Source organism: Pseudomonas haemolytica (genome assembly GCF_009659625.1).
GTDB classification, from domain to species: domain Bacteria; phylum Pseudomonadota; class Gammaproteobacteria; order Pseudomonadales; family Pseudomonadaceae; genus Aquipseudomonas; species Aquipseudomonas haemolytica.
Genome location: NZ_VOIW01000001.1, coordinates 1,144,620 through 1,156,647 on the forward strand (window position 1 = coordinate 1,144,620; position 12,028 = coordinate 1,156,647).

Consider the following 12,028-nt stretch of genomic DNA (forward strand, 5'->3'; position numbering starts at 1 on the left):
CATGTGGTCTGCCGCAGGGTTGCCAATACGCCATCTTTTACAAGAACTTGCCAGAGGATTAGATGTGGATGCTCGATTGAATGCGTTTCTTGAACGCGCCGATGCGGTGCTGGCTCGCCTGGAACCCTTGTTACCTGCCCCGCGCCAAGCCATCGACTGGAACCAGTGCCTGGCCGCCCGTTGGCAGCGTGAAGGCCGCAGTGGCTTTCTGTTACCACTGGACGTGAGCCTGGATATGCGCCTGTCGGACCTGATCGGTGTCGATAAACAGCGTGAACAGTTGGCGCGCAACACCCAGCAGTTCCTCGATGGCTTGCCCGCCAACCATGCGCTCTTGTGGGGCTCGCGTGGCACCGGCAAATCATCCATGGTACGCGCGTTGCTCGCCCAGCACGCCAAGGCGGGTCTGCGCTTGATCGAAATCGAACGTGATCACCTGGCCGACCTGCCTCGCGTGGTCGAGCAACTGATCAAGCTGCCGCAGCGGTTCATTTTGTTTTGCGATGACCTATCGTTCGAGGCTGGCGAAGGCGACTATCGGGTGCTCAAGAGCGTGCTGGACGGCTCCCTCGAGCAGGCGCCGGAAAATGTGCTGTTGTACGCCACGTCCAACCGCCGTCACCTGGTGCCGGAAAACCAGAGTGACAACGACAATTGGAAGCGTGTGGATGGCGAGTTGCACCCGAGCGAAGCGGTAGAAGACAAGATTGCCTTGTCAGACCGTTTTGGCTTGTGGCTGTCGTTCTATCCGTTTTCCCAGGAACATTTCCTGGATGTGGTTGAACACTGGATCGGCGAACTGGCCAGCAAGGCCGGCTTGCAGTGGCAGCGCGATGAACAGCTTGATGTGCTCGCGGTGCGTTGGGCCACTGGGCGCGGCAACCGCAATGGCCGTTGTGCCTATCAGTTCGCCCGTTACTGGGTGGGTCTTAAATTGCTGGAACGTCAACCATGATTGATTTACAACAGGCCGGTAGCGGCCTCGACGGCTATGCCATGCTGTGCGCGCAACTGGAGTCGTTGCTGGCCGATGAGCGGGATTTTATTGCCAACAGTGCGCAGTTCTCCGCGTTCCTGTTCAATCAGCTGGATGACTTGAATTGGGCAGGCTTCTACCTCAATCGCAATGAAGAACTGGTGCTTGGGCCATTCCAGGGGCAGATCGCCTGTGTGCGAATCCCATTCGGTCGTGGCGTGTGTGGTGCCGCTGCGGCATCACGGCAAACCCAGCGCGTGGACGATGTGCACGCGTTCCCGGGGCATATCGCCTGCGACAGTGCCTCGAACAGTGAATTGGTGGTGCCATTGGTCAAGGATGGCCGCTTGATTGGCGTCCTCGACCTCGACAGCCCGCTGTTGGCGCGTTTTACACCTCAGGATCAGGTAGGAATCGAACGGCTGGCAGGCATATTCCTGCGGTTGACCGATTGCTGAACCTGCCGGGTTTAATGCAGGCCTTGCAGGAGCGAGCGCGCTCGCTCCTGCAGCAGTTCGCCTTGGCGCTTACCGGCCTTCCAGCTCACCCAGTTGGACCTGCAGCATTCTCTCCAATTCCAGCATGAGTTTTTCCAAAGCCTTGATACCGGATTCGACTGTCGGCCAATCCTCAGTGTGGGAACAGGCTTGCTCCAATGCTTCGCATTGCCCGGCCAATGAATGAGCCTGGACGATACGGGCCGCGCCCTTGATTTTGTGGGCTTGCTCAATAACGTCCGTGAGCGGTGCCTGACGATTGAGCAGCTCGACGAGTACCTGACGGTCGTTACGGCTGCTGCTCAATAGCTCCTCGAGCAAGCGGCGACTCAAGTTCGGGTCACCACCGGTCAGAGCCTCCAGGCTTTCGAGGTCCAGTCGTTGATGGGCAGCTTCAGGGGCAATGTGCGCCAGTTGCCGCTCCAATACGGTAAGGCTGATGGGCTTGAACAGGCAGTCATCCATGCCGGCCTGTACGCACCGTTGCCTCTCCTCCGGCTGGGCGTTGGCGGTAAAACCGAGCACAACACAGGGCGCCAATTGTTCACGTTGCTCATACTCGCGGATTGAACGGCTCAGCTCATAGCCGTTCATGATGGGCATGTTGCAATCGGCGATCACCAGGTCGAAATGCTCTTTGCGCCAAGCCTGGAAGCCCGCAGCGCCGTGCTCGGCAGCAGTGAATTGATGCCCGAGATAGCCCAGTTGCTGGCACATCAGCAGGCGGTTCGCCGGGTGATCGTCCACCACCAGTACGTTAAGCACCGGTGCAGCAGTCGGCGTTTCGGGCTTGTGTTCGCTCACCGCCGTGAGCGCCTGCAGGCGGGGCATCCTCAGGTTTACGTGCACCTCGGTTCCCACCATGGGCACGCTGCTCAGGCTCAGTTGGCCGCCCATCATCGCGCAGAGGCTGCGGCAGATCACCAGCCCCAACCCAGCGCCACTCCTGGCCAGGTGCCCGGAATTGTCCGCCTGGGCGAAGGGTTCGAACAGGCGCCGTTGGTCCTCCCTGCTGATGCCGATACCTGTGTCTTCCACCACCAGTTTCAGCTCGATCTGCTCGGGTGCCTGGGTAGGCTGTATCTCCACTTTGATCTTCACCTGCCCCTGTTCGGTGAACTTGATCGCGTTGCTTACAAGGTTCGATAGCACTTGCTTGAAGCGCAGCGGGTCGATCAGCACCTCGATATCGTTCAGGTCTGGCTTGAACTCCAGCAGCAGGCTGAGGGTTTTCTGGCGCGCAAGACCGTCGAAGACGCGCACCACCGACTCAATCACCTCCCGCAGGTTGACCCGCTCCGGGGCCAGGCTGAGGCGGCCGGACTCAATACGTGCTATGTCGAGGATGTCGCCGATCAGCTCCAGCAGATCCTTGGCCGAGTTGTACGCCACTTCGATGGCGGGGCGGTCGAGGTGCCCTTGGTCGGCGCGCTTGAGTGTCAGTTCGAGCATGCCGATCACGGCGTTCATCGGCGTGCGAATCTCATGGCTCATGGTGGCAAGGAAAGTACTTTTGGCGCGGTTGGCCTCGTCGGCGCGTTCCTTGGCGGCGCGTAGCTCATCAAACAACTGGCGCCGGTCACTGATGTCGATCCAGCCACCGATGACGCCCTGGACTTCACCGGTAGAGTCGCGGTAGGGCAGGATCCAGTGGTAGATGGTCAGCTTCTTCTCATGGATATGCAGGGTGCGATCCAGGATCAGTGGGTTGCCCTCGAGCACTACGCGCTGATAGTCGGCATGATACTGCGCCGCCTCTGACTCCAGGGCCATGCTCATCTGGATCACGCTTTTGCCGATCACGTCTTCGCGCTTGACGTCGAACACCTGCAGGTAGCTGTCGTTGCAGGTCTGCAGCAGGCCCTTGCGATCCCGCACGTAGATCGGGTGCGGGGTTTCATTGACCAGTGCACGCATGAACTCGAATTGGTCGTTGAGCGCGCGTTCGGCCATTTTGCGCTGATTGATCTGGCGGCGCATGTAGGCGTTCCAGGCCAAGGAAATCAATAGCAATAGCCCGGTACCGATGATGATCCGGGCTATCAATTGATGGTAGTTGCGCCAGTAGCTGTCGGAGGCGGCGGTGTAGCCACGCCAACGGCTGTTGATCACGCCCATTTCATCCGGGGCGATACTGAGCAGCGCCTTGTCGAGGATTGAACTCAGTTCTGTGGCGTGACGCGATGTGGCCAAGGTAAACGTTGCAGGGGTGGTGCCGATGCTGGCGCTCATTTGCAGCCTGTCCTGGAATACCTGGGAGGACAGGAAGTAGTTGGCGATCACCAACGTGTTCACGGCACCATCCACTTGCCCTTGTGCGAGTAACTCCGCGGCCCTGAACGTATCACTGGTTTCCACCAGATGAACTTGCGGGAAGTCCTTGCTCAAAGTTGCGGCCAAGGGATTGCCCTGGGTTATCGCCAGGCGCTTTCCTGCCATTTGCTCCATGTTTGAAGGCGCCCCAGGCTCTTTGCGTGTTAACAGGACGTAGGAGTTTTCCAGGTAGGGGCGGCTGAAATTCAGCTGTGGGTCTCTTTCGTTGCTCGGAACGATAGCCCCGATCATATCGACTTTCTGGGCGGCGACTTGATCGACCATCGCGTTGACATCACGCCCGCGCTGGATCGAAAAGCGCAGGCCGGTGCGCAGTCGAATCAACTCCAGGAGGTCGGCGGTAATGCCGCGAAAGTTGCCGTCTGCATCGAAGAAAGTGAGTGGCGCGAAGGTTTCGTTGACGATGACCGTTACCACCGGGTGCTCGTTGAGCCAGCGCTCTTCGCGGTGGGTCAGTTGCAGTTTCTTATCGGTCAGCAGGATATCGCTGCCGGCGCTCCAGCGCTTGGCGATGCTGTCCCGCTCATTGATGGGCACGGCTGCCAGCACTGCATCGACAAGGCTCAACAGGATTCGGTTGTCTTGACGCATGGCGAAGCTGAAACCATAAGCCTCATGCTTGCCGAAGTTGGCCATGCGAATGTTTTTGAGATAACCCTTGTTGATCATGTAATGGGTGGAAATGGTGTCGCCGAGAAACACATCTGCCTGGTCGAAGGCCACCGCATTCAAGGCATTCTGATACGACGGATAGGCGCGGATCGTTGCCTTGGGATAGAGCTTCTCTACCTCATTGAGCGGCAGGTAATGATAAACAAGGCTCAGGCGCAGCCCATCAAGGCCGTCGTTGAGGCTACGGGTTTCGCTCTCGCGGGTGACCAGTACTGGCTGGTCGACCGCGTAGGGCTCGGAGAGGATAAGATTGGGCTTTGCAGCCTCAAAGCCGTTGGATGAGCCCAGCAAGTCGATTTCCCCGGCTTCCAGGGCTCGAATGGCAGCCGCCCGGGAGGGGTAGCGCATCACGTTGACCGGCAGGGAGAGCGCTTTGGCCAGCAGTCCCGCGTAGTCAGCGGTGAGCCCCTCATAATCCTGGCCGCTCGAAGTCAGGTCGAAGGGCGGGTAGTCAGGTGCGGAGGTGCCCAGCACCAGTTCGCGTTTGTTCTGCAGCCACTGGCGCTGAGCCTTGTCAAAATGAGTGCCGAGTTGGACGGCTCCCGCACGACTCAGTAAGGTGAAGCGTTCCGGGTTTGTTTGATGCTCTGCAAGCACGGTCGTGCTGAAGTACAAACCGGCACTCAATATAATTAGATAGTCCTTTATACGCCTGGGCATCCGCTTTCTCACACTAACGCGTTTCGTTTTGCCATCTCGATGAGTTCTACCAAGGATTTGGCTTTGAGTTTCTGCATTAGCCGCTTTTTATAAGTGCTGACCGTTTTGTTGCTTAAAAACATGCCTTTGGCTATCTCCTTGTTAGTGCGCCCTTGTGCAAAAAGTTGCAAGACCATCAGCTCCCGGTCGTTGACTGTTTTGAATAGTTCCAGCTCTTGCACGTCCATGCCTTCCGTTCCGGGACCAATCAAGGCCTGGCTGGGGAAGTAGTTGTAGCCGGACAGGACTGCGCGGATGGCGCTCAGCAACTCGCTCAGGTCGCCCTCCTTGCACACATAGCCTTCGGCCCCCGAGCGCATGCACCGCGTGGCAAACAGAGTGGGGCATTGGGCCGTGAGCACCAGGGTTTTCATGGAGGTGTTCATGGCGTTGAATCGGCAGAGCACCTCGAGTCCGTCAAGTTTCGGGATGCTGATGTCCAGAATCACCAGGTCTGGAAGGCATTCGCGGACCATCTGTATGGCATCACACCCATTGTCTGTTTCGCCTACCACTTTGTAACCTTCGTGCTCCAACAACATTCGAATGGCAAGCCGGATAACTGGGTGGTCATCGATAATAAAAACTGAGTTCATAATCACATTCCGTGCAGATACAAATAAAGCGGGCACATTAGCTCAGAAGGTGAGGGCGCAGCATGGAGCTCACGAGGAGTAGATGCAAAACAGGAAAGTTCCTACGTTTAATAAGGTATCGGCCTACAAGTTGTTAGGTAATCGTGACAGGGCGTGTGAAGGGTTTGAAGGCGATAGTGGCAAGAAGCGAAGCCTGGGAATTTATGGCGGGCCTCGTAGCGTTTTTCGTTGAAGGTAATGTTTAAAATCCTACATAAATGGGTTAACAGTTAATCGGATTAACTTTTCAAGCTCATCTCTGTTCAAAGGTTTTGATAAATAGCCAAGGAGTGGAAGGCGTCGTTGCAAGGCTTGTTTCGTCAGGTTGACCAGTTCCCTGCTGGGTAACCCGCTTAACAGAATGGCGTTGGTTATGAAGCGCTGGCGACTGGCGATGTCCACGAGTTCAAGTCCGGGCAGGTCAGGCAGGCACTGATCACATAGCATCAGGTCGAAGGGAAATTCGGACTGGCTCATTGTACGTATGGCCTGCTCGGCGTTTTCCACTGGCGTCAGTTGGTGGAAGCCGAAGCTTTTGAGCAAACATTGGGTGGCCAGGAGTTGAAAAGGGTGATCCTCCACCAAAAGAATACGAAGAGAGTATCTGGGCATAGAGAGTACACAGTGAGGCAAGCGTCGATGGGGGAGTAGGAATTGCTCGGTTGGTCTGTTAGGAGCGTGCGTGATTATTCTTCGGGTGCTTGTACGAATTCGATCAGGCCGCTCTGTTCCCATCGTAGGGCTATTCGCTTCAGGGAACAGGTGGCTTGATCGAGTCGTTATTGAGGGCTGGAGCGCCCGGTCATTTCACGGGCCATTTCGGTAGCGTAGCTGTCGGTCATGCCGGCGATGAAGTCGATCATCCGCAGGAACGAGGCGTGCAACGGCCAGGCCGGATCCGGTGCGCTATTGCCCAGCAAGTCGAGAATGCGGCGGTTCTTGAACGACGGCGTGCGCCCGCCATGTTGCTCCAGGGCCGCGCCGCAGAATGCGTTCAGGAGGATTTCCAACGTGGTGTAGGCACCGATTTCATGCAGGGTCTTGCGCTTGTCCTGGAAGATTTTATTGCGTGCCATGTCCTTCGCATCCAGCACACAGCGTTTTGCCGGGCCGTGCATGTGCTCGACCAGGTCACCAGGCAGCGTGCCGGCGAGCAGGGCGTCCTGCTGTTCAACAAATGCTCGCGCCGCCGCATTGGTCAGGTGCTCGATGGCTTTGCCGCGCAGGATCGCCAGCTTGCGCCGCCGCGAGTCCAGCGGACCCAATTGCCGGTACGTCTGCGGCAGGTCATCGCCCACCAGGTCGAGCAGCAGCGACTCGACTTCGGCGTATCCCAGCAAGTCCATTTCCAGGCCGTCTTCCAGGTCGATCAGCGCGTAGCAGATGTCATCGGCCGCCTCCATCAGGTACACGAGCGGATGACGGGCCCAGCGTTGCTCCTCCAACTGAGGCAGGCCGAGCTTGTGGGCGATCTGCTCAAGAATCGGCAACTCGCTCTGGTAACAGCCGAACTTGTGTTTCTTGTAGCCCAGCGAGTCGGCGTGGCGGGCGGTCCAGGGGTACTTGAGATAAGTGCCCAAGGTCGCGTAGGTCAGCCGCGTGCCGCCGTCGAACTGATGGTATTCGAGCTGGGTCAGCACCCGAAAGCCCTGGGCATTGCCTTCGAAGTTGAGGAAATCATTGCGTTCAGCGCTGCTCATGTCGTCCAGCCAGCCGCGTCCGGCAGCCTGTTGGAACCAGTGGCGAATGGCATCTTCGCCGGAGTGCCCGAACGGAGGGTTGCCGATGTCATGGGCCAGGCAGGCCGATTGCACCACCATGCCCAAATCGCTTGGATCGCACCAGTCGGGCAGGGCGCTGCGCAGGGTTTCGCCCACGCGCATGCCAAGAGAGCGCCCAACGCAACTGACTTCCAGCGAGTGCGTCAGGCGCGTGTGGATATGGTCGTTGCTCGATACCGGATGCACTTGGGTCTTGCGCCCCAGGCGCCGGAACGCGCCGGAGAAGATAATGCGGTCGTGGTCTTTATGGAATGGGCTGCGGCCCAGTTCTTCCGGGCTGTGCAGGGGCTTACCAAGACGTTCGCGGGTCAGCAGGGTGGGCCAATCCAAGGCGGGTACTCTCCGTACGGTGAATGACAGTTCCAGCTTCCCGGTTCAGCCTTGGCGGAGCAAGCGAATCCAGCGGTCGGCCGCGTCCTTATGAATTAACAGGCAGCGCAAAAAACCGCAACAACCAGGAATTATCTGGTCATTACGGTCATTGACTCCCGGGGTCAGCTTTTGCGCGAAGCGCCTTGCATCGCCAACTTGATCAGCGGGATCAAACCGGCTCCCAGCCGTACCAGGCGCGTCACGCTGCTGATACTGCCGCCCTTGGCGCCCTTGCCGGTAAAGAAACCCATCAGCGTCACCGCCGCCACGCCCCACAGCGGCGCGTGCTTGATGCCCAGGCTGTCTTGCCAGTTATGGCGCATATTGCGCATTTTTTGCAGCGGCGCCATCAGTTGCTGGGACTCATGACGGATTTCCTGGCGGTGCATTTCCATGCGCAGGCGGATCAACGCCTTGCGCATTTCCCGGCGGGAGGTGTTTTGCGGGATCTCGGTCATGCTCATGGCAGCAGGCGCTCCCGGTCGTTGGCCAGCTCTTCGAGCGTGGCGTGGAAGGGCGTGGACTCATCGAATATCGCCGCTTTCAAGCGCAGCCCGCAGAATGCTGCGGCCAGGACATAAAAAACGCACAGGCTGATGATACCGGTCAGGCGGTAGGTATCCCACACCAGGATCATTACCAGGGCCGATAACCCCACCAACAACAGTAGGGCAAACACCAACGCCAGGCCGGCAAACAGCAGCAGGCTGACGGTGCGTGACTTCTGTTCCTGCAATTCAATGCCAAACAACTCGACGTGGCTGTGCAGCAAGCCCAACACGGCCGCACCCAGACGTCGGGAGGTAGAGCTAGAGCTCGTGGACGAGCCGGTTTCGCCGATAGACATGATTAGCGCCTTGTAGCCAGCAGGCCGATCAAAAAGCCCACGCCAGCAGCAATACCGACCGACTGCCAAGGGTTTGCTTGTACGTAGTCTTCAGTGGCAGTAATGGCTGCCTGGCCGCGCTCACGCAGCGAGTCTTCGGTCAATTGCAAGGTCTCGCGAGCCTTGAGCAGGCTCTCGTGGATCTTGGTGCGCAGCTCGTCTGCCTGGTCGCCGGCCAGCACAGCGGTGTCGTCCAGCAACCTTTCGGTGTCACTGACCAGGGCTTGAAAATCCGCCATCAGTATCTCTTGCGCAGTTTTTGCTGTTTTACCGGCCATGGTTATCTCCGTGTGTGGCTGATCTGTACGTGTGGTTTCGAGTCGCGCGGTTCGCTGAAGGTTCATTGCAATTGTGTGGTACAGCTTTTGTATTGCCTTGGTGCGCAGGCCCGGGGCCTGTGCTGAATCCGGGCGGTCGAGGCGCGAGCCTTGAAAAACCTTACCCTAAATAACTCAAACTCGCGGAAAAACCCTGTCGGTAACGGCCCGTTGTGTTGATCGCTGCGCTAAAGCGGTTCACGTCCTCTGAAGAAGGGCGGGCTGCGCCTGAGCCAGCAAGAGGAGTATTACGGTGCGGACCTGTCGATCCAAAAGATCGGTGCGGTCAGTCAGGATTGATCGGCGCTTCTTCCTGAGCGTTCGGGTGCGAGTAAAAACCGTGCAGCAGGCGATAGCGGTTCTGTCGCACTTCATCGACCCGCGCTTGCACCTGTTGCTCCGGCAGGCCCAGCAGGATCAGCGCGTGGGAAGCGAGCATCAGGCTTGACTCCAGCAACTCGGGCACCACTTCGCTGGCGCCCGCGGCCTTGAGCTCAGCCAACTGGCTGTCATCGCGGGTGCGCACCAGGATCGGCACCTCAGGATTGATCCGCCGCGCCTCTTTGAGCACCACCAGGGCCACATCGCTGTTGTCCACTGCGATCACCACCAACCTCGCCCGCTCCAGGCCAACGGCACTCAGTAAGGCGCCACGGCGGCAGTCGCCGTAATGCACGCTGCTGTCCTCGGTGGCGGCTTCCTCTACCCGTTCCGGGTCGTCATCCAGGGCGATGAACGCCTGGTGTTCCCGGCGTAAAAAACGCCCGATGGACTGGCCCACCCGGCCATAACCGCAAATCACCGCGTGCCCATGCAGTTGGGCGTTGAGCGCGGTGATTTGCTCCAGTTGTACCTGCTGGTTTGGCTTGCGGTGCAGGCGCAGGGCAATGGCCGGCGCGGCGCGCAACAGCAACGGCGTCAACAGCATCGAACAGAACGTGGCAGCCAGCAGCAGGCCGTTGAACTCATCCGGAATCAGCCGGCTCTGCTGCATCTGCGCCATCAACGCAAAACAGAACTCGCCACCCTGGGCCAGGGCCAGGCCGCTGCGCCAGGCGGTTTCAATGTCGCTGCCACGCAGCTTGACGAGCACGGCGACCACGCAGCCTTTGACCAGCATCAGCGTGAGGGTCAGGCCAAGGATCAACAGGCTGTGGCTGACGAACAACTGCAGGTCGATCAACATCCCAATGCTGACAAAAAACAGCCCCAGCAGGATGTCGCGAAACGGCCGGATATCCGCTTCGATCTGGTGGCGGTAATGACTTTCGCCCAGCAACATGCCGGCCAGGAACGCGCCAAGGGCAGGGGACAGGCCGAGCAGGTGGGTGAGCCAGGCGGTAAGCAACACAATCACCAGCGCCAGCAAGACAAACAACTCCGCCGAATGGGACGCGGCGACTTCATGGAACAGCCGCGGCAGTAACCAGCGGCTGGCGAACAACAGGCCCACGAACAACACCACGGTCTTGCCCAGGGTCAGCGGCAGCGCCCAGTACCAGGCCTGGTCGCTGCTGCCGGCAAACACGGGTACCAGCGTCAGCAGCAATACCGCCACCACGTCCTGGAACAGCAGTACGCCAATCGCATTCTGGCCGTGGCTGCTGAAGATCTCACCGAGGCTGGTCAACTCCTTGCTGACGATGGCAGTGGAAGACAACGCCAACCCTGCGCCAAGCAACAGCGCGATGCCCGGCGCCAGGCCAAAGCCCATCAATAGGCCGCCCAGCAGCGCCCCGCAGCCCAGCACCTGCAAACTGCCCAGGCCAAAGACCACGCGGCGCAGGGCGAACATTTTCGACAGGGAAAATTCCAGGCCCAGGGAAAATAGCAGGAACACCACGCCCATCTCGGCCAGATCTGGCAGGTCTTCGTTGTCGTTCACCCAGTCCAGGGCCGTCGGGCCCACCGCCAGGCCCACGCACAGGTAACCCAGCACGGGCGGCAGTTGCAGCCGGCGAAACAGCGCAATCACCACCAGGGATGAGGCCAGAATGATCAGCAGGTTGGCAAACACAGGCATCTCCGTTGCAGGGTGAGCGGGCAAAAAAGCCGCGAGAATCGCTGAATCAGTTATAGGCCATGGTGATCTGGGTCAGGTGTTTTGTGGGAGATGGGATTTCATGTGGCGAGCGGGTTTAGAATGGTGGCCTGTTTACTGACCGGGTTCTTTCGTCATGCCTCCTGAATGCCAGTTGTTCGGCACCCTGGGTTGCCATCTTTGTGAAGTCGCGGAAAAGGTCCTCATGCCGTTGGTCGAACATGGTCTGATGGTGGAGTTGATCGATATCACCGATCCAGAAGACCTGACCGACGCCTACGGCCTAAGGATTCCGGTGCTGCGGCGGGTGGACACGGGGGCGGAACTGGATTGGCCATTCGACGCTGATCAGGTTGTCGCCTTCCTGCGCTGATATTTATGCGATGGCGGGTTTCCAAATATTACGTTACTGTATATTCGTACAGCGATTGAATAGAGGGAACGCCCGTGGTGAATGTTGAACAATTGAAAAGCAGCGTCAATCGCATGTCCGCCGATGTCGTGCGCGACGCGGTGAACGAGCTGCGCCTCGATGGCCTGGTCACGGAAGGCAAGACGCCGTTTAACAAGGTGCATTTCAACACCTGCTTTGCAGAAATCGAGGCGCTGTTCCAGCGCGCCGGTTATCACAAGCAACTGGATGTGGTGGGTTATCAGGGCTTGCTCTACGCGCTGTATGATCCGGGCCGTTGGGAAGCGGTGGACGTATTGCGCTGGCTCAAGGAGTTCACCGAGGCCGCGAGCGCTTCGCCGGTCCTGCGGGCGCAATTGGCCAAGGCTTGAGATAGGCCCTAGGGGGCGTTCTCAGTTAGTTTCCC

The 12,028-nt window shown here is 58.7% G+C and carries 12 protein-coding genes; 4 read left to right on the forward strand and 8 right to left on the reverse strand.

Annotated features, from left to right (window positions below):
• The first annotated feature begins 64 nt into the window (after positions 1 to 64).
• Both FRT59_RS05395 and FRT59_RS05400 read left to right on the forward strand, forming a co-directional pair.
• Positions 65 to 955: an ATP-binding protein gene (locus FRT59_RS05395; RefSeq protein ID WP_034118869.1), complete on the forward strand. Its 891-nt coding sequence runs from the start codon at positions 65 to 67 to the stop codon at positions 953 to 955.
• Positions 952 to 1,434 carry a GAF domain-containing protein gene (locus FRT59_RS05400; protein WP_034118870.1) on the forward strand — a complete coding sequence of 161 codons (483 nt, stop codon included), beginning with the start codon at positions 952 to 954 and terminating at the stop codon, positions 1,432 to 1,434. The genes FRT59_RS05395 and FRT59_RS05400 overlap by 4 nt, the downstream gene beginning before the upstream one ends.
• 69 nt (positions 1,435 to 1,503) lie before the next feature.
• Here FRT59_RS05400 and FRT59_RS05405 read toward each other — a convergent pair whose 3' ends face one another.
• The 8 genes from FRT59_RS05405 to FRT59_RS05440 form a co-directional block, all read right to left on the reverse strand.
• Complete coding sequence (locus FRT59_RS05405) at positions 1,504 to 5,139, reverse strand: transporter substrate-binding domain-containing protein (protein WP_153870588.1); 3,636 nt, start codon at positions 5,137 to 5,139, stop codon at positions 1,504 to 1,506.
• Between the two features lie 8 nt (positions 5,140 to 5,147).
• Positions 5,148 to 5,774 carry a response regulator transcription factor gene (locus FRT59_RS05410; protein WP_034118872.1) on the reverse strand — a complete coding sequence of 209 codons (627 nt, stop codon included), beginning with the start codon at positions 5,772 to 5,774 and terminating at the stop codon, positions 5,148 to 5,150.
• A gap of 249 nt (positions 5,775 to 6,023) precedes the next feature.
• Positions 6,024 to 6,425 (reverse strand): response regulator, encoded by a 402-nt coding sequence (locus FRT59_RS05415; protein ID WP_153870589.1) that lies wholly within the window; start codon positions 6,423 to 6,425, stop codon positions 6,024 to 6,026.
• Positions 6,426 to 6,592: 167 nt separating this feature from the next.
• Positions 6,593 to 7,924: a deoxyguanosinetriphosphate triphosphohydrolase gene (locus tag FRT59_RS05420; protein WP_034118874.1), complete on the reverse strand. Its 1,332-nt coding sequence runs from the start codon at positions 7,922 to 7,924 to the stop codon at positions 6,593 to 6,595.
• 164 nt (positions 7,925 to 8,088) lie between these two features.
• The gene (locus tag FRT59_RS05425; RefSeq protein ID WP_153870590.1) at positions 8,089 to 8,430 is read right to left on the reverse strand and encodes a hypothetical protein; all 342 of its coding nucleotides are present in this window, start codon (positions 8,428 to 8,430) and stop codon (positions 8,089 to 8,091) included.
• A complete protein-coding gene (locus tag FRT59_RS05430; RefSeq protein ID WP_034118876.1) occupies positions 8,427 to 8,813 on the reverse strand; it encodes a phage holin family protein in 387 nt (128 codons plus the stop codon). The genes FRT59_RS05425 and FRT59_RS05430 overlap by 4 nt, the downstream gene beginning before the upstream one ends.
• A 2-nt stretch (positions 8,814 to 8,815) precedes the next feature.
• Complete coding sequence (locus FRT59_RS05435) at positions 8,816 to 9,130, reverse strand: ElaB/YgaM/YqjD family protein (protein ID WP_034118877.1); 315 nt, start codon at positions 9,128 to 9,130, stop codon at positions 8,816 to 8,818.
• 325 nt (positions 9,131 to 9,455) lie between these two features.
• A complete protein-coding gene (locus tag FRT59_RS05440) occupies positions 9,456 to 11,192 on the reverse strand; it encodes a cation:proton antiporter (protein ID WP_153870591.1) in 1,737 nt (578 codons plus the stop codon).
• 154 nt (positions 11,193 to 11,346) lie between these two features.
• Between FRT59_RS05440 and FRT59_RS05445 the strand changes: the two genes are divergently transcribed.
• Both FRT59_RS05445 and FRT59_RS05450 read left to right on the forward strand, forming a co-directional pair.
• Positions 11,347 to 11,583, forward strand: a complete 237-nt coding sequence (locus FRT59_RS05445) for a glutaredoxin family protein (protein ID WP_034118879.1) — start codon at positions 11,347 to 11,349, stop codon at positions 11,581 to 11,583.
• A gap of 74 nt (positions 11,584 to 11,657) precedes the next feature.
• Positions 11,658 to 11,993, forward strand: a complete 336-nt coding sequence (locus tag FRT59_RS05450; protein WP_003189932.1) for a hypothetical protein — start codon at positions 11,658 to 11,660, stop codon at positions 11,991 to 11,993.
• Positions 11,994 to 12,028 lie beyond the last annotated feature (35 nt).